We start from the raw sequence: 16,791 nt of genomic DNA, 5'->3' as shown, positions 1-16,791 counted from the left end.
CCCGGCCCGTCACACGCCGTTCACGCACGACCGCCCCCGGGGACGGGGGGTGATCAGCCACCCCCGAAAGCCTGGTAATGTTTCCTTCGTCGCCGCGAGGGAAGCCCCGCCGAAAGGGATCCCCCGCACGACAGACACCTTGTCCGGGTGGCGGAATGGCAGACGCGCTAGCTTGAGGTGCTAGTGCCCTTTATCGGGCGTGGGGGTTCAAGTCCCCCCTCGGACACCAGTGAGGGCTCCTGCTCAGCAGGGGCCCTCTTCTTGTGCCCCGAGCGGGATCGCCGTACCAACTGCCCCTGAATGTCCGCTCCTTGGCGCTGTGTGGGGCATGTCTCGTCCGGCTCGAAGATCGGCAGGTCAGCGACCTCGGTCCGGTCCCCGGCAGTTGCCCGGACAGCCCTCCCGAGTCGCCGGACAAAGGGGCGGAGCCTAGCGTCGTACTAAAATTTCCGGCTTGTGACTTCAGGCGGACCGACGTGAGGACCCGATGGCAGCCATAGACGAGAGCAGCGCTCTCGGCCTGCTCGACGAAGAGATCCGCACGCAGTTCGGCGGCCGGGCGCGCTTCTCGGCGGGGCCCGCCGGCTCTCCGCGCACCCTGGTCGACGTCTTCGAGGCGACCGTGCGGTCCCATCCGGACGAGCCCGCCCTGGACGACGGCTCGACGTGTCTCACCTACCGTGCGCTGGCCGCCGAGGTGGAGCGGCTGCGCCGGAGGCTGGTCGGTGCCGGGGTCGGGCTCGGGGACCGGGTCGGGGTGCGGGTGCCCTCCGGGACCAATGAGCTGTACGTCGCGATTCTCGGCGTGCTCGCGGCCGGTGCCGCCTATGTGCCCGTCGACGCCGAGGACCCGGACGAGCGGGCCGAGTTGGTGTTCGGGGAGGCGGACGTACGGGCCGTCATCGGCGCCGGGCACTCCCTCACCCTGCACGGCGGCTCCGGATCCCGCGCCGCGCGGCCCGGTGTCGAGCACGACGCGTGGATCATCTTCACCTCCGGGTCCACCGGGAAGCCCAAGGGCGTCGCCGTCACGCACCGCAGTGCCGCCGCCTTCGTGGACGCCGAGGCCGCCCTGTTCCTCGTCGAGGAGCCGATCGGACCCGGTGACCGGGTGATGGCCGGGCTGTCGGTCGCCTTCGACGCGTCCTGCGAGGAGATGTGGCTGGCCTGGCGCTACGGCGCCTGTCTGGTGCCGGTGCCCCGGTCGCAGGTCAGGAGCGGTGCCGATCTCGGGCCCTGGCTGGTCGAGCAGGAGATCACGGTCGTGTCCACCGTGCCGACGCTGGCCGCGCTGTGGGAGCCCGAGGCGCTGGGCGACGTACGGCTGCTGATCTTCGGCGGTGAGGCCTGCCCGCCCGAGCTGGCACAGCGGTTGGTCACCGAGGGGCGCGAGGTGTGGAACACCTACGGGCCGACCGAGGCGACCGTCGTGGCCTGCGCCGCGCTGCTCACCGGTGAGGAGCCCATCAGGATCGGGCTGCCGCTGGGCGGGTGGGAGCTGGCCGTCGTGGACGAGAGCGGCGAGCCCGTGGCCATGGGTGGCAGCGGGCAGCTGGTGATCGGCGGGGTCGGGCTCGCGCGGTATCTCGACGCCGAGAAGGACGCGGAGAAGTACGCGCCGCTTGCGTCGCTGGGGTGGGAGCGGGCCTATCGGAGCGGTGACCTGGTCAAGGCCGACCCGGAAGGGCTGATCTTCCTCGGGCGGGCCGACGAGCAGATCAAGCTCGGCGGGCGGCGGATCGAGCTGGGCGAGGTGGATGCCGCGCTGCAGGCCCTGCCCGGCGTCGCGGGGGCGGCCGCCGCCGTGCGTACCGCCCGCAGCGGCAATCAGCTGCTCGTCGGTTACGTCGTCACCCAGGACGGCTGGGACCACGCGGCCGCCGTCGGGAAGCTGCGGGCCGAGCTGCCCGCCGCGCTGGTGCCGCTGCTCGCGCCCGTCGCCGAGCTGCCGACCCGGACGTCCGGGAAGGTGGACCGGGGCGCCCTGCCCTGGCCGCTGGAGGGTGTCGAGACCCCGAAGGCCGATCTGTACGGCACCGAGGCCTGGCTCGCCGAGCAGTGGGCGGAGGTCCTCGGCATCCCGGTGACCAGTGCCTCCGACGACTTCTTCGCGATCGGCGGCGGCAGCCTGGCCGCGGCCCAGCTCACCACCCGGCTGCGCACCCGCTACCCGAGCGCGGCCGTCCTCGACATCTACCAGCAGCCCGTCCTGCGCAAGCTGGCCCGGCGGCTGGAGGAGTCGGCGCAGGACGACGGCGGAACCCGCACGGTCGCGCCGGTCCCGGTCCGCGCCCAGGCCCTCCAGCTCCTGCTGCTCCTTCCGCTGTTCACGCTGCTCGGGGTGCGCTGGACGCTGGTCCTGGCCGCCGTGGGGAATCTGCTGCCCGGCTACGGCTGGCTGCCGACCGCGCCCTGGTGGCTGCTGGCGGCCGGCGCGCTGGTGTTCTTCTCCCCGCCCGGCCGGATCGCGCTCGCGGCGGGCGGGGCGCGGCTGCTGCTGCGGGGGCTCGAACCCGGGCGGTACCCGCGCGGCGGGAGTGTGCATCTGCGGCTGTGGACCGCGGAGCGGCTGGCCGAGTTCAGTGGGGCCACCGCGCTGACCGGGTCCTGGCTGGAGCGGTACGCGCGGGCGCTGGGCGCCAGGGTGGGGCAGGACGTGGACCTGCACTCGCTGCCGCCGGTGACCGGCATGCTCAAGCTGGGCCGGGGTGCGGCCGTGGAGTCCGAGGTCGACCTGTCCGGGTACTGGCTGGACGGCGACCGGCTGGAGGTCGGCCCGGTCAAGGTCGGCGCGCACGCCACCGTGGGCACCCGCAGCATGCTCTTCCCGGGCGCCCGGGTCGGCAAGCGGGCCGAGGTGGCCCCCGGCTCGGCGGTCGGCGGGCAGGTCCCGACCGGTCAGCGGTGGGCGGGCGCGCCCGCGGTCAAGCTGGGCAAGGCCAAGCGCAACTGGCCGAAGGAGCGGCCGCAGCGGGGCACGTACTGGCGGGTGATGTACGGCATCACCGGTCTCGCGCTGAGCGCCCTGCCGCTGGTCGCGGGCGTGGCCGCGCTGCTGGTCGCGGGACTCTTCGTGGCGCCGGGCGCCTCCCTCGCCCAGGCCCTGCGCGGGGCCGCGCTCGGGCTGGTCCCGGCCACGCTGGCGTACGGGCTGGCGTACGCGCTGCTGATCCTGGTCGCCGTACGGGCGCTGAGCCTGGGACTGCGCGAGGGCACGCATCCGACGCACAGCCGGGTCGGCTGGCAGGCGTGGACCGTGACGCAGCTGATGGACCGCTCCCGCGAGACGCTGTTCCCGCTGTACGCCGGGCTGGTCACGCCGGTGTGGCTGCGGCTGCTGGGAATGCGGATCGGGCGGGGCGCCGAGGTGTCGACCGTGCTGGCGCTGCCGAGCCTGACCACCGTCGGTGACGGGGCGTTCCTGGCGGACGACACGTTGACGGCGCCGTACGAGCTGGGCGGCGGCTGGGTGCGGATCGGGCGGGCGCAGATCGGGCGGCGGGCCTTCCTCGGGAACTCCGGGATGACCGCGCCGGGCCGGAGCGTGCCGGACGGCGGGCTGGTCGGTGTGCTGTCGGCGACGCCGAAGAAGGCGAAGAAGGGCACCTCGTATCTGGGACTGCCCCCGGTGAAGCTGCCGCGCAGCACCGCCGGCGGGGATCAGAGCCGTACGTACGACCCGCCCGCCCGGCTGCTGTGGGCGCGCGGGCTGGTGGAGCTGGCCCGGATCGTGCCGGTGCTGTGCTCGGCGGCGCTGGCCGCGGCGACGGTGGCGGCGCTGTGCGCGCTGGGGCCGTGGGGGCCGCTGCTGTCCGGGCTTGTCATGCTCGCCGCCGGGTGCACGGGCGCCCTGGTGTCCGTGCTGGCCAAGTGGCTGCTGGTGGGGCGGCACCGCAGCGGTGAGCATCCGCTGTGGAGCTCCTTCGTGTGGCGCAACGAGCTGGCGGACACGTTCGTCGAGGTGCTGGCGGTGCCGTGGCTGGCCGGGGCCGTGCCGGGGACGCCGGTGATGACGGCGTGGCTGCGCGGGCTCGGCGCGCACATCGGCCGGGGCGTGTGGGTGGAGAGCTACTGGCTGCCGGAGACGGACCTGGTGACCCTGGAGGACGCCGCCACCGTCAACCGTGGCTGCGTGCTGCAGACTCACCTCTTCCACGACCGGATCTTGCGGACGGATACTGTGGTCCTCCGTGAGGGCGCCACGCTGGGCCCTGGCGGGATCGTGCTGCCCGGCAGCACGGTCGGGGCCCGTACGACCCTGGGTCCCGCGTCGCTCGTCATGGCCGCGGAGTCCGTCCCGGACGACACCCGCTGGCTCGGCAATCCGATCGAGGCATGGCGTCCCTGAGCAAGGGCCACTCGGCGGTACCGGCGGGCGGTGATCCGGCACGGAGTGGTGGCACAGCGCAGGGAGCGGACACAGCAGTGGCAGTTCAGCAGTCGGCCGGGCCGGACCCGTACTTCCCGGACAACGGCGACCCCCGGTACCGGGTGCATCGCTACGAACTCGCGCTGGACTACCGGCCCGGCCCCAACCGGCTGTCCGGCACCGCCCGGATCAACGCCATCGCGGGCCGGGCGCCGCTGGCCGAATTCCAGCTCAACCTGGGCGATTTCAGGATCGGCCGGATCCGGGTGGACGGCCGTCAGCCGCACTACACGCACCGGGGCGGCAGGCTGCGGGTGCGGCCGGCCAAGCCGCTGCGGGCCGGGGCCGCCTTCACCGTCGAGGTGCACTGGTCCGGCAATCCGAAGCCGGTGCCCAGCCCCTGGGGCGGGCTCGGCTGGGAGGAGCTGGCGGACGGGGCGCTGGTGGCGAGCCAGCCGATCGGGGCGCCGTCCTGGTACCCGTGCAACGACCGGCCCGCCGACAAGGCGTCGTACCTGATCTCGGTCACGACGCCGTCGGCGTACGCGGTGGTCTCGGGCGGGCGGCTGCTGACCCGGACGACGAAGGCCTCGACCACGACCTGGGTGTACGAGCAGTCCGCGCCCACGTCCAGCTATCTCGTCGGGCTCGCGATCGGCAGGTTCCAGACGGTGCTGCTGGGCGACCCGGGGCCGGGCGGGGTGCCGCAGCACGGGCACATCCCGGCGCATCTGCTGCCCGCGTTCTCCCGGGACTTCGCGCGGCAGCCCGCGATGATGGAGCTGTTCCAGGAGCTGTTCGGGCCGTACCCGTTCGAGGAGTACGCGGTCGCGGTGACCGAGGAGGAGCTCGATGTGCCGGTCGAGGCACAGGGGTTGTCGCTGTTCGGCGCCAACCACGTGGACGGCGCCCGGGGTTCGGAGCGGCTGGTGGCGCACGAGCTGGCGCACCAGTGGTTCGGCAACTGCGTGTCCATCGCCGACTGGCGGCACATCTGGCTGAACGAGGGCTTCGCCAAGTACGCGGAGTGGCTGTGGTCCGAGCGCTCGGGCGGCCGTGGCACCCAGCAACTGGCCGCCGCCGCCCACCGGTTGCTGGCCGGGCTGCCGCAGGATCTGCGGCTGGCCGATCCGGGGCGCCGGCAGATGTTCGACGACCGGCTCTACGAGCGCGGCGGCCTGACCGTGCACGCGGTGCGCTGTGCGCTGGGCGACGACGCGTTCTTCCGCATGCTGCGCGGCTGGGTGCGGCTGCACCGGAACGGGTCGGTGACGACGGCCGCGTTCACCGAGCACGTGGCCCGGTTCGCGGACGAGCCGCTGGACGGGCTGTTCCAGGCGTGGGTGTACGGCGCGAAGCTGCCGCCGCTGCCGGTTCTGCAGGACGTTCCCTAGACTTGAAGGGTGGCCCGGCCCAACGAGGAGGTCGAGGCGCTCCTGCGGGAGTACGCGGACCTCATCGCGATCACCGGAGGCGACGCCTTCAAGGCGCGTGCCTACGAGAAGGCCGCGCGTGCCATCGGCGGGTTCCCGGCCGACGTCTCGAAGCTGGACGAGGACGGCCTCAGGGAGATCCCGAACGTGGGCCGGTCGATCGCCGACAAGGTGATCGAGTATCTGCGCACGGGCAGGATGGCGGTGGTCGAGGAGCGCCGGGCGAAGATCCCCGCCGGGGTCCGGGAGCTGATCGCGATCCCCGGGCTGGGTCCGAAGAAGGCCCTGCGGCTCTACGAGGACCTGCACATCGCGTCGGTGAGCGAGCTGGCCTCGGCGATCGAGGCGGACGCGCTGGCCGATCTGAAGGGCTTCGGCGAGAAGACGCAGGACAACATCCGGCACGGCATCGAGCTGCTCCAGCAGGCCGGCGCGCGGGTGCCGCTGTCGCTGGCCCTGGAGACCGCCGAGGAGATCGTCGCCGAGCTGGCCGAGGTGACCGGATGCAGGCGCTGCGCCTACGCCGGCTCGCTGCGCCGGATGCGGGAGACCGTCGGTGACCTGGACGTCCTCGTCGCCGCGAAGCGGTCGGAGCCGTTCATGGCGGCGCTGTGCGAGCTGCCGGGCACGGCCGAGGTGATCGCGCGGGGCGCGAAGAAGACGTCGGTGCGCACCGGCAAGGGGCTCCAGGTCGATCTGCGGGTGCTGCCGCCGGAGTCGTGGGGGGCCGGGATGCAGTACTTCACCGGTTCCAAGGCGCACAACATCCGCACCCGCACCATCGCCGTCCACCAGGGGCTGAAGCTGTCCGAGTACGGACTGTTCGACGCGGACAGCGGGGACTCGCTGGCCTCCCGCACCGAGGAGGAGGTGTACGAACGGCTCGGGCTGCCGTGGATCCTGCCGACGCTGCGCGAGGACCGGGGTGAGATCGAGGCGGCCCTGCACGGCGAGCTGCCCGAGGTGGTGACCGACAAGGACATCCGGGGCGACCTGCACACCCACACCGACCTCACCGACGGCCTGGCCCCGCTGGAGGAGATGGTGGCCGCGGCCGCCGAGCGCGGTTACAAGTACTACGCCGTCACGGACCACGCGCCCAACCTGTACATGCAGCGCATGACCGACAAGAAGATCCTCGCCCAGCGCGAGCGGCTGCGGGAGCTGGACGGCACCCGCCGCCGGATGCGGCTGCTGCACGGCACGGAGCTGAACATCGACCCGGACGGCGGGCTGGACTGGCCGGACGACTTCCTGGCGGGCTTCGACCTGTGCGTGGCCTCGCTGCACTCGCACTTCGACCTGGGCCGGAAGGCCATGACCCGGCGGCTGGTGCGGGCCTGCGAGAACCCGTACGTGAACATCCTCGGGCATCCGACGACCCGGCTGATCGGCAAGCGGCCGGGCGTCGACGCCGACTGGGACGAGGTGTTCGCGGCCTGTGCGCGCACCGGCACCGCGCTGGAGGTCAACGCCCAGCCGGACCGGCTGGACCTGCGTGACGAGGACATCCTGCGCGCCAGGGAGCACGGGGTGAGGTTCGCCGTGAACTCCGACGCCCACGCCGTCCCGCATCTCGCGCAGCTGCGCTACGGCGTCGGCACGGCGCAGCGCGGCTGGCTCACCCCGGACGACGTGATCAACACCTGGCCGCTGACCCGGCTGCGGACGTTCCTCCGCAAAGGCCGCAAGGGGCGGTGAGGGTCCTCACTCCCGGTCCATCCACAGCGGTGACAGGTCCTCCTCCGCCTCGTCCGCTCCCACCGCCTTGATGTCCCCGTCGGCGGCGCGCAGCAGGATCCGGCCCATGGCGATGAGCGCCCGCCCGGCCGCGAGTTCGTCGCCGATCTCCGGTACCTCGGGGTCGTACGGGTTCCGGCGGGCCTCGGCGCAGCTCTCCAGAACGTTGTCCCCGGTGTCCAGGATGATCCGGGCCGTGGTGTCCGGGTCGTGCTCGGAGAGGTACAGGTTCAACCGCCACTCCTTGACGGCCGGAGGACGGTTGCTCGCGGGTCGGGTCATGGTCCGTCACTCCTCACTGTGCTGCGCTGCCCTTCTACTGTGCATCCGGCCCGAGGCGAACGCCTCTCCGTATGCGGGCAGAATGTGGCCCATGACCTCGCACACCTGCCCCTGCGGGCTCCCCCGGCCGTACGACGCCTGCTGTGGCCGGTTCCATCAGGGGACCGCCGCCGCGCCGACCGCCGAGCTGCTGATGCGTTCGCGGTACAGCGCGTTCGTCAAGGGGGACACGGGGTATCTGCTGCGCACCTGGCACCCCGGGACCCGGCCGGAGCGGCTGGAGCTGGATCCGCGGATGCGGTGGACGGGGCTGGAGATCCTGGACTGCGGCGACGGTTCCGCCTTCCACAGCAAGGGCACGGTGACGTTCCGCGCCTCCTACCGGGGCGGTTCGCTGCACGAGCGCAGCCGGTTCGAGCGGGTCGACGGGGCGTGGGTGTACGTCGACGGGGACTTCCTGGACTGAGCTGTCTCAGGGCGCCAGTATGTCCAGTTCCTGCAGGGCGCCCACGGTGATCTGCCGGGTCAGTTCCTCGGCACGGGTCGCGTCGCCCTCGCGGACCGCCTCCGCGACCTGAACGTGCAGGGTGACGGCCGCCGGGTCGGGGTCCTCGAACATGACCTCGTGATGGGTGCGCCCGGCCAGCACCTCCGCGACGACGTCGCCGAGCCGCGCGAACATCTCGTTGCCGGACGCGATGAGGACGACGCGGTGGAAGGCCACGTCGTGGACCAGGTACTCCTCCAGCTTGTGGCCGCGTGAGTTGGCCACCATGCCGAGCGCGCACCGGGTGAGTTCGGCGCACTGCTCGGCCGTCGCGTGCCGTGCGGCAAGGCCCGCCGCGACCGGTTCTATCGCGGAGCGCAGCACGGTCAGCGAGCGCAGCTGGTGCGGGCGGTCGGCGCCGGCCAGGCGCCAGCGGATGACCTGCGGGTCGTAGACGTTCCACTCGCACTTCGGGCGGACGGTCACGCCCACCCGGCGGCGGGACTCGACCAGGTGCATCGACTCGAGCACGCGGACCGCCTCGCGCATCACGGAGCGTGACACCTCGAAGTGCTGTGCCAGCTCGTCGGTACGCAGCACGCTGCCCGGCGGGTACTCGCCCGCCGTGATGGCGGGGCCGAGGGTGTCCAGTACATGGCCGTGCAGCCCCCGGCCCGGTGTGGTCATGCACTCAGCGTACGGCGTGGATCACGAGGCGAAAAAGTCAGACTTATATGTCACAGACTCTTGAATTCGTCGTACCTAATGGGTTTCAGTGTGCCGACGCCGATGTGGCGTCGGATGTCGAGGAAGACAGCGAGGCAGTAATGCGTACCCCCCAGGTCGTCGTCGTGATGGGCGTCGCGGGGACGGGCAAGACCACGATCGGTCCCTTGCTCGCCGCGCGGCTGGGCGTCCCGTACGCCGAGGGCGACGACTTCCATCCGCCGGCCAACATCGACAAGATGTCGGCCGGGATCCCGCTGGACGACGCCGACCGGTGGCCGTGGCTGGACGCCATCGGGCACTGGGCGCACGGGCGGGCGGGGCTCGGCGGGGTGGTCAGCAGCTCGGCGCTGAAGCGGTCGTACCGCGACCGGCTCAGGGCCGCCGCTCCCGGGATCGTGTTCGTGCACCTCACGGGCGACCGGAAGCTGATCGAGGACCGGATGGGCCACCGGCAGGGGCATTTCATGCCGACCGCGCTGCTGGACTCCCAGTTCGCCACGCTGCAGCCCCTGGAGCCGGACGAGGCGGGAGTCGCCGTCGACGTCAGCGGCGGCCCCGAGGAGATCACCGAGCGCGCCGTGAAGGCGCTCGAGGCGCTTCCCGGCATCACCGAGTAGCACCGCACCCCCGTCCCCCCGTAACCGCAAGGGAACCCCCGTGACCAGACTCAGTGTCGAGATGCTGGCAGCGGACGCACCTCCGCCGATCACCTCCGCCGGACACGCCCAGCTGGGCATCGCCGTCCTGGTGGGCATCGCGGTGATCGTCCTGCTCATCACCAAGTTCAAGCTCCATGCCTTCCTGGCGCTGACCATCGGGTCACTGGCGCTCGGGGCGGCCGCCGGGGCACCGCTCGACAAGGCCATCACCAGCTTCACCACCGGGCTCGGCGCCACGGTGGCCGGCGTGGGCGTCCTGATCGCGCTCGGGGCGATCCTGGGCAAGCTGCTCGCCGACTCCGGCGGCGCCGACCAGATCGTCGACACGATCCTCGCCAAGGCCGGTGGGCGCGCCATGCCCTGGGCGATGGTGCTCATCGCCTCCGTGATCGGCCTGCCGCTGTTCTTCGAGGTCGGGATCGTGCTGCTGATCCCGGTCGTGCTGATGGTCGCCAAGCGCGGCAACTACTCCCTGATGCGCATCGGCATCCCGGCCCTCGCCGGTCTGTCCGTGATGCACGGCCTGATCCCGCCGCACCCCGGCCCGCTGGTCGCGATCGACGCGGTCAAGGCCAACCTGGGCGTGACCCTGGCGCTCGGCATCCTGGTCGCCATACCGACCGTGATCATCGCCGGTCCGCTGTTCTCGAAGGTCGCCGCCCGCTGGGTGGACGTCCCGGCGCCCGAGCGGATGCTGCCGCAGCGTGCCTCGGACGAGCTGGAGCGCCGCCCCGGCTTCGGCGCGACGCTCGCCACCGTGCTGCTGCCGGTGGTGCTGATGCTGGCCAAGGCGCTGGTGGACATCGTCGTGGACAACCCGGCGAACCACACCCAGCGGGTCTTCGACGTCATCGGCTCCCCGCTGATCGCGCTGCTCGCGGCCGTGCTCGTCGGCTTCTTCACGCTGGGCCGGCCCGCCGGGTTCACCAAGGACCGGCTCCAGCAGACGGTCGAGAAGGGTCTGATGCCGATCGCCGGCATCCTGCTGATCGTCGGCGCGGGCGGCGGCTTCAAGCAGACGCTGATCGACTCCGGCGTGGGCAAGATGATCCTGGACATCTCCAAGGACTGGTCGATCCCGGCGCTGCTGCTGGCCTGGCTGATCGCGGTCACGATCCGGCTGGCGACCGGTTCGGCGACCGTGGCGACGGTCTCGGCGGCGGGGCTGGTCGCACCGCTGGCCGCCGACATGTCGACCACCCACACCGCCCTGCTGGTCCTGGCCATCGGCGCCGGCTCGCTCTTCTTCAGCCATGTCAACGACGCCGGCTTCTGGCTGGTGAAGGAGTACTTCGGGCTCAGCGTCGGACAGACCGTCAAGACCTGGTCGGTGATGGAGACGATCATCTCGGTGGTCGCCGGCGGTCTGGTCCTGCTGCTGTCACTGGTCATATAGGAGCGGTACGACGATGACGGCTCACCCTCTCTTCGACATCGGCGGCCGCACCGCCCTGGTCACGGGCTCCAGCCGGGGCATCGGCCTCGCACTGGCCCGGGGCCTGGCCGAGGCCGGCTGCACGGTGGTCCTCAACGGACGTGACGCGGGCCGGCTGGCCGAGGCGGCCGCGGACCTTCCCGGTGATGTGCGTACGGCGGTGTTCGACGTGACCGACGGCGCCTCGGTGGCCGCCGGGATCGCGGACGTCGAGGAGCGGGTGGGCCCGCTCGACATCCTGGTGAACAACGCGGGCATGCAACTGCGCGCCCCGCTGCTGGAGTTCGCCGACGCCGACTGGCACCGGATCCTGGACACCAACCTCACCAGCGCGTTCCTCGTCGGCCGTGAGGCCGCCCGGCGGATGACGGAACGCGGCCACGGAAAGATCATCAACATCTGTTCGCTGCAGAGCGAGGTCGTCCGGCCGGGCATCGCGCCGTACGCGGCCACCAAGGGCGCGCTGAAGATGCTCACCAAGGGCATGTGCGCGGACTGGGGGCCGTACGGCGTCCAGGTCAACGGGCTCGGCCCCGGCTACATCGAGACCGAGCTGACCCAACCCCTGGTGGCGGACGAGGAGTTCAGCGCCTGGGTGCGCAAGCGGACCCCGGCCGGCCGCTGGGGGCGTACCGAGGACCTGGTGGGCGGGGTGCTCTTCCTCGCCTCGCCGGCCGCCGACTTCGTGAACGGGCAGATCCTGTACGTCGACGGCGGCATGACGAGCGTCCTGTGAATTCCGGTCTGAAAGGGGCCACGGGAATGCTGGGTTGTGTGATCCACGGCGCGGGCGATCTGCGGGTCGCGGAGCTGCCGGTGCCCGAGCCCGGGCCCGGCGAGGCCCTGGTCGCCGTCCGCTACGGCGGGGTGTGCGGCTCCGATCTGCACTACTGGCGGCACGGCGGGGTCGGCGACTTCCGGCTCCGGGAGCCGATGGTCCTCGGGCACGAGGTGGTGGGCACGGTGGTGTCCTACGGCGCCGGGGCCACCGGTCCCGCACCGGGTACGGCGGTCGCCGTGCACCCCGCCACCCCGTGCGGGCGCTGCCCGGAGTGCGCCGACGGACGGGCGAACGTCTGCCGCGACACCCGGTACCTGGGCAGCGCGGCCCGGTTTCCGCACGTGCAGGGCGGGTTCGCGGCTCAAGTGGCCGTAGCTGCCGAGCAGTTGAGGGCGCTCCCCGACGGACTCGGGCTGCGCCGGGCCGCGCTCGCCGAGCCGCTGTCGGTGGCGCTGCACGCGGTGCGGCGGGCCGGGGACGTTTCGGGCCGGCATGTGCTGGTGACCGGGGCCGGGCCGATCGGGTGCCTGGTGGTCGCGGCGGCGAAGGCGGCCGGCGCGGCCCGGGTGACGGTGACCGATCCGCTGCCCCGGGCACGGGAGTTCGCGGCCGCCGCCGGCGCCGACGCCCTCGTACGGGCCGACGATCCGGCGGACGCCGGGTGGCCCGAGGAGGTGGACGTGGCCGTCGAGGCGTCGGGGGCCGCGGCCGGGCTGGACACGTGCCTGCGGCTGGTACGGCGTGGGGGTGTGGTCGTCCAGCTCGGCATGCTGCCGCCCGGACAGAGCCCGTTCGCCGGGAACCTGCTGGTGAGCCGGGAGATCGAACTGCGGGGCGCGTTCCGTTTCGACGCCGAGTTCGACGACGCGCTGCGCCTGCTGGCCGCGCGGGCGGAGTTCGACGAGCTGATCAGTGCGGTCGTTCCGGTACGGAAGGCCGAGGACGCGTTCGCACTGGCCGCCGACCGGAGCCGGTCCTGCAAGGTGTTGCTGGACTTCGCCGACTGAACGGTACCGGTCGGTGGGTCCGGTCGACAGGAATGGGGGCTTCCCTTTCGGTCGGGGGAAGCGTAGGTTCCCGGTACCCCGCGTCGGCGCCCTCCCGGGCGCCGGCCCGCCGATCCCGGGAAGGCGGGCCCGCGGGGGCCAACTTCATCGATCGCGGGACAGCCCTCAGGGACGCCACAAGGGGTGTTCCTGTTTCGCCCACTCCCTGCTCACCGTCCCCGTGCGCAGACCCCTTCGCGCCTCCGGGTCGCCCAGGGCCATGCCGATGTGGCCGGCCAGGACGACGCCGATCGTCAGGGCCAGCCAGTCGTGGACGAAGGTCGCCGAGGTGCGCCACATCAGCGGGGCCAGGTGGGTGAACCACATCAGCAGGCCGGTGCCGAGCATGACCAGGGTGGCGCCGGCGATCCAGGCGGCGTAGATCTTCTGGCCGGCGTTGAACTTGCCTGCCGGACGCGAGGACGGGCGCTTGTCGCGGACCAGCGCGGCGCGCAGCCACATCCGGTCGTGCGGGCCGAAGCGGTTGAGGAAGCGCAGGTCGGCCCGGAAGGCGCGGGAGGCCAGGCCGAGCAGGACCGGCACCGGCAGGGCGAGGCCCGCCCACTCGTGGACGCGGACGACCAGTTCCCGGCGGCCGACCATGACCGCAAGCTGCGGGATGTAGAGGATTGCCGCCGTCACCACGCACACGCCCATCAGCACGGCCGTCGCTCGGTGCACCCAGCGCTGGGTCCGTCCGAACCGGCGCAGGCGGGCGCCCGGCGGGGCCGGGGTGTCAGCTCGTAGGCTCATCGGTCCGTCCGTTCGACTTGCCGACCCAGGCGTCGACCTCGTAGCCGAGGTGCTCCCAGTAGCCGGGCTCGACCCGGTCGGTGACCGTGATGCCGGAGAGCCACTTGGCGGACTTGTAGAAGTACATGGGGGCGACGTAGAGGCGGACCGGGCCGCCGTGGTCGTGGCTGATGTCCTTGTCCTGCATGCGCAGCGCGACCAGGATGTCCGGGCGGCGGGCCTGGTCGAGGGTGAGGCTCTCGGTGTAGGTGCCGTCGAAGCAGGTGAAGCGGATCGCCCTGGCGGAGGAGCGGATCCCCGCCGCGTCCAGCAGGTCGGAGAGGCGGACACCCTCGAAGGGGGTGCCGGGCACCCGCCAGCCGGTGACGCACTGGACGTCCTTGACCAGCCGGGTCTGCGGCAGGGCGCGCAGGTCGGCCAGGGTGTAGGTGCGCGGGTGGTCGACCAGGCCGTCGATCGTGAGCTGGTAGTCCGTGGCGTTCTTGTGCGGCACCGACGCGGCGACGGAGTAGTAGCGGAAGCCGCCGCCGTTGGGCAGCAGACCGGTCAGGCCCGTGGGGTCCTTGCCGGCGACGTTGCCGAGGAAGCCCTCCAGGCCGCGTTGCAGCGTGGGCGCGGCGACCAGGCCGAGCGCGCCCAGGCCGAGGGTGCCGAGGAAGATGCGGCGGCCGACGGGCCGGCCGCCGGACTCCTCGGATTGTTCAGAGTTCACGTATTCATTCGAGCACTCGGGGCCACGCCGGGCCAGGGAATCAGGTGGCTGGTCAGACTTCCGTCATCACTTTCTTACGTACGTCTCAGAAATCCGTACGGCTCAGCGCACCATGCCGTTCAGCGCGCGGGCGCGGGCCTCATGGAAGGAGGCGCGCGGGTCGCGGTGGGCGTAGGACCAGGGCGCCGGGGTGGCGTGCCGGCCGATGCGCTGGAACAGGGCCGCCGCCTCGGCCGGGCGACCGGCGCAGGACAGCGCGAACGCGAGGTGGTTGAGGTCGATGTGGCGGCGCGGGTGTTCGTCGTGCTCCCACTCCAGCCACCAGTCGAAGCAGGCGCGCAGGATCCGGCGGGCCCGGGGGCCGGACCAGTGCCCGGAGGCGGCCGGGTCGGCGGGGGCCAGGCCGGTGGCGGCCAGCACCCGGTAGCGCTCGGCGTACGCGACGACCGGCAGCACGGCGAGCGGGGAGTCGGCCGGGGCCTCGGCGGCGGCCAGCTCGGCCACGTCGTACACCTCGTGCGCCTCGGCGCCCCGGCCGCCCGCGGGCCGTTCGGCCAGCCGGGCGAGCAGCAGATGGTGGGCGTGGTGGTGCTCGGGGTGGCGGCGGCGCAGCTCGGCGAAGACGCCGAGCACCTCGCGCTCCGGGCCGAGGGTGCGGGCGAGCCGGAGCAGGCCGAGCCAGGGGGTGGGGTCGGCGGGGGCGAGCGCGGCGGCCGTGGCGCAGGCCTCGCGGGCCCGGTCGGGGTCCTCCTTGCCGCGCAGGGCGCGGTGCACCCGGGCGAGGGCGGACAGCGCGGCGGCGTCGGCGGAGCCGGGCTCGGCGAGCAGCCAGTCCCGGGCCCAGGCGACGGCGTACGGCTCCTGGGCGAGCACGGTGAGGCGGTGGCCGCGGCGGTCCCAGTCGTCGCCGGTGTGCAGCAGCAGGGAGCGGGCGGCCTGCCGGCGGCCCTGCGCCAACGCGGTGCGCGCGGTGCGCAGTTCGGCGTCGTCCAGGGCGACGTCGTAGGCACCCGATTCGTCCGGGGCGGAGTCGGCGGAGTCGGCCGGGGCGGTGTCGCCGGACTGGTCCGGGGCCCGGCCCGCGCCGAGCAGAGGTGGGAGAGGTGGGGGCACCGCGGAACTTCCTGTTTCTCGGGCTGCCATCGACCGATCACGCACAGCAAACCCGCAGCCAAGGTTTGCGTCAAGCGGAACGCGAGTGTTATCAGCTTCAACTTGCGCTTCTAAAGCGGAACTTGAGGATCCTCCCGCAGGTGGGCCCGGCCGCGGGCGGGAATTCCCGGCGGACGGCTGTGGCGTACGCCATGGCGCGGGCGGGCGGGACCACGGAGCATGGCGAGCCGACCGCCCGTCGACCGCCCGGTTGCGGGCACTTCCGGGTCAATGCCGCCCCGGGGGCGCTACAGTCGGCGATTACACGCCCGTGGTCCCCCCGGATGATCGAGGTACGCAGCGTGTCCGTTCTGGTTCTCCTTCTCGCCGTGAGTGCTGCCTGCTGTCTGGGTTTCGGGTTCGTGCTCCAGCAGGACGCGGCGCAGAAGGCACCGCTGAGCGACTTCCTGTCCTTCCGGCTGCTGCTCGACCTGATGCGGGTGCCGAGCTGGCTGGGCGGGCTCGGCCTGATGGTGGCCGGCATGGTGCTGGGCGCGATCGCTCTCGGCAAGGGCGAGATCTCCCTGGTGGAACCGCTGCTCGCGACCAACCTGCTGTTCGCGCTCGCCCTCTCCCGGTACCGGACCAGGCAGCCCCTTGGCCGGCAGGGCTGGGCGGGGCTGCTGCTGCTCGCGGGCGGGGTGAGCGCGTTCATCACGGCGGGCGAGCCGCGCGCCGGGCACGCCGTCTCCGATCCGCTGCGGCACTGGCTGATCATCGGCGCGATGGTCGGCGTGGCCCTGGTGCTCACGACGTACGGCAAACGCTCCCGGCTCAGCTGGGGCCCGGTACTGCTGGCCACCGCGGCCGGGCTGCTGTACGGCGTACAGGACGCGCTGACCCGGGTGAGCGGCATCCGCTTCTCCGAGGGCGGTGTCACCGGGCTGCTCACCGGCTGGCAGCCGTACGGCGTGCTGGTGTGCGGGGTCGTCGGGCTGATCCTGGTGCAGAGCGCGTTCGAGACGGCCCCGCTGCGCATGTCGCTGCCCGCGCTCACCGCGGCCGAGCCGCTCGCCGGGATCCTGTGCGGGGTGGGCTTCCTCGGCGACCGGCTGCGCACCGACACCGGCGCGCTGGCCTGGGAGGCGGCCGGGCTCGCGGCCGTGGTCGCGGGCATCGTGCTGCTCGGGCTGCACCCGGCGATGCCGTGCGGCACGGCGGAGGCCGAGCCCTCGGCACGGGATCTCCAGCGCCGCTGAGCCCCCTGCTTGGA

Annotated in this window: 14 protein-coding genes and 1 tRNA gene; 10 read left to right on the top strand and 5 right to left on the bottom strand. The window is 72.6% G+C overall.

What is annotated here, in order from left to right; all coding sequences use genetic code 11:
* The first annotated feature begins 141 nt into the window (after window positions 1-141).
* The 4 genes from ACH47Z_RS10215 to polX all read left to right on the top strand — a co-directional run bounded on the left by ACH47Z_RS10215 (window position 142) and on the right by polX (window position 7,503).
* A tRNA-Leu gene (locus ACH47Z_RS10215) sits at window positions 142-229 on the top strand.
* 258 nt (window positions 230-487) lie between these two features.
* Complete coding sequence (locus ACH47Z_RS10210) at window positions 488-4,348, top strand: Pls/PosA family non-ribosomal peptide synthetase (protein WP_399072611.1); 3,861 nt, start codon at window positions 488-490, stop codon at window positions 4,346-4,348.
* 77 nt (window positions 4,349-4,425) lie between these two features.
* Entirely contained in the window at window positions 4,426-5,763 is a 1,338-nt protein-coding gene (locus tag ACH47Z_RS10205; protein WP_399072609.1) for a M1 family metallopeptidase, read from the top strand.
* A 9-nt stretch (window positions 5,764-5,772) separates the two neighbouring features.
* The gene (gene polX, locus ACH47Z_RS10200) at window positions 5,773-7,503 is read left to right on the top strand and encodes a DNA polymerase/3'-5' exonuclease PolX (protein ID WP_399072607.1); all 1,731 of its coding nucleotides are present in this window, start codon (window positions 5,773-5,775) and stop codon (window positions 7,501-7,503) included.
* A gap of 6 nt (window positions 7,504-7,509) precedes the next feature.
* Here the strand turns inward: polX and ACH47Z_RS10195 are convergent, their stop codons facing one another.
* The gene (locus tag ACH47Z_RS10195) at window positions 7,510-7,824 is read right to left on the bottom strand and encodes a dsRBD fold-containing protein (protein ID WP_399072605.1); all 315 of its coding nucleotides are present in this window, start codon (window positions 7,822-7,824) and stop codon (window positions 7,510-7,512) included.
* A 91-nt stretch (window positions 7,825-7,915) separates the two neighbouring features.
* Here ACH47Z_RS10195 and ACH47Z_RS10190 point away from each other — a divergent pair, with 91 nt between their 5' ends.
* Window positions 7,916-8,290: a YchJ family protein gene (locus tag ACH47Z_RS10190; protein ID WP_399072602.1), complete on the top strand. Its 375-nt coding sequence runs from the start codon at window positions 7,916-7,918 to the stop codon at window positions 8,288-8,290.
* 6 nt (window positions 8,291-8,296) lie between these two features.
* On the opposite strand, the gene ACH47Z_RS10185 is transcribed toward ACH47Z_RS10190, so the two are convergent.
* On the bottom strand, window positions 8,297-8,998 hold the full coding sequence (locus ACH47Z_RS10185; protein ID WP_399072599.1) for a FadR/GntR family transcriptional regulator: 702 nt from the start codon (window positions 8,996-8,998) through the stop codon (window positions 8,297-8,299).
* Window positions 8,999-9,138: 140 nt separating this feature from the next.
* Here ACH47Z_RS10185 and ACH47Z_RS10180 point away from each other — a divergent pair, with 140 nt between their 5' ends.
* The 4 genes from ACH47Z_RS10180 to ACH47Z_RS10165 are packed head-to-tail and all read left to right on the top strand — an operon-like array spanning window position 9,139 to window position 12,922.
* Window positions 9,139-9,657: a gluconokinase gene (locus ACH47Z_RS10180; protein WP_399072597.1), complete on the top strand. Its 519-nt coding sequence runs from the start codon at window positions 9,139-9,141 to the stop codon at window positions 9,655-9,657.
* A 40-nt stretch (window positions 9,658-9,697) separates the two neighbouring features.
* Window positions 9,698-11,095, top strand: coding sequence for a GntP family permease (locus tag ACH47Z_RS10175; protein ID WP_399072595.1), 1,398 nt, complete (start codon window positions 9,698-9,700; stop codon window positions 11,093-11,095).
* Window positions 11,096-11,108: 13 nt separating this feature from the next.
* On the top strand, window positions 11,109-11,870 hold the full coding sequence (locus ACH47Z_RS10170; RefSeq protein WP_399072593.1) for an SDR family oxidoreductase: 762 nt from the start codon (window positions 11,109-11,111) through the stop codon (window positions 11,868-11,870).
* 26 nt (window positions 11,871-11,896) lie between these two features.
* A complete protein-coding gene (locus ACH47Z_RS10165) occupies window positions 11,897-12,922 on the top strand; it encodes an L-idonate 5-dehydrogenase (RefSeq protein WP_399072591.1) in 1,026 nt (341 codons plus the stop codon).
* A gap of 165 nt (window positions 12,923-13,087) precedes the next feature.
* Here the strand turns inward: ACH47Z_RS10165 and ACH47Z_RS10160 are convergent, their stop codons facing one another.
* The 3 genes from ACH47Z_RS10160 to ACH47Z_RS10150 all read right to left on the bottom strand — a co-directional run bounded on the left by ACH47Z_RS10160 (window position 13,088) and on the right by ACH47Z_RS10150 (window position 15,539).
* Window positions 13,088-13,714: a cytochrome b/b6 domain-containing protein gene (locus ACH47Z_RS10160; protein WP_399072590.1), complete on the bottom strand. Its 627-nt coding sequence runs from the start codon at window positions 13,712-13,714 to the stop codon at window positions 13,088-13,090.
* Window positions 13,698-14,426 (bottom strand): molybdopterin-dependent oxidoreductase, encoded by a 729-nt coding sequence (locus tag ACH47Z_RS10155; protein WP_399072588.1) that lies wholly within the window; start codon window positions 14,424-14,426, stop codon window positions 13,698-13,700. The genes ACH47Z_RS10160 and ACH47Z_RS10155 overlap by 17 nt, the downstream gene beginning before the upstream one ends.
* 102 nt (window positions 14,427-14,528) lie before the next feature.
* Complete coding sequence (locus ACH47Z_RS10150; RefSeq protein WP_399072586.1) at window positions 14,529-15,539, bottom strand: hypothetical protein; 1,011 nt, start codon at window positions 15,537-15,539, stop codon at window positions 14,529-14,531.
* Between the two features lie 341 nt (window positions 15,540-15,880).
* Between ACH47Z_RS10150 and ACH47Z_RS10145 the strand changes: the two genes are divergently transcribed.
* Window positions 15,881-16,777 (top strand): DMT family transporter, encoded by an 897-nt coding sequence (locus ACH47Z_RS10145; RefSeq protein WP_399072585.1) that lies wholly within the window; start codon window positions 15,881-15,883, stop codon window positions 16,775-16,777.
* Window positions 16,778-16,791: the final 14 nt, after the last annotated feature.

The sequence above is a fragment of the Streptomyces sp. NPDC020192 genome (assembly GCF_044388685.1).
GTDB lineage: Bacteria > Actinomycetota > Actinomycetes > Streptomycetales > Streptomycetaceae > Streptomyces.
Note: the sequence above shows the minus strand (reverse complement) of the source record. Positions and strands in the feature narration are given on the sequence as shown.

Coding starts and splice junctions, on each gene's coding strand:
- ACH47Z_RS10210 (WP_399072611.1), top strand. CDS start 488: ATGGCAGCCATAGACGAGAGCAGCGCTCTCGGCCTGCTCGACGAAGAG.
- ACH47Z_RS10195 (WP_399072605.1), bottom strand. CDS start 7,824: ATGACCCGACCCGCGAGCAACCGTCCTCCGGCCGTCAAGGAGTGGCGG.
- ACH47Z_RS10190 (WP_399072602.1), top strand. CDS start 7,916: ATGACCTCGCACACCTGCCCCTGCGGGCTCCCCCGGCCGTACGACGCC.
- ACH47Z_RS10185 (WP_399072599.1), bottom strand. CDS start 8,998: ATGACCACACCGGGCCGGGGGCTGCACGGCCATGTACTGGACACCCTC.
- ACH47Z_RS10180 (WP_399072597.1), top strand. CDS start 9,139: ATGCGTACCCCCCAGGTCGTCGTCGTGATGGGCGTCGCGGGGACGGGC.
- ACH47Z_RS10170 (WP_399072593.1), top strand. CDS start 11,109: ATGACGGCTCACCCTCTCTTCGACATCGGCGGCCGCACCGCCCTGGTC.
- ACH47Z_RS10165 (WP_399072591.1), top strand. CDS start 11,897: ATGCTGGGTTGTGTGATCCACGGCGCGGGCGATCTGCGGGTCGCGGAG.
- ACH47Z_RS10160 (WP_399072590.1), bottom strand. CDS start 13,714: ATGAGCCTACGAGCTGACACCCCGGCCCCGCCGGGCGCCCGCCTGCGC.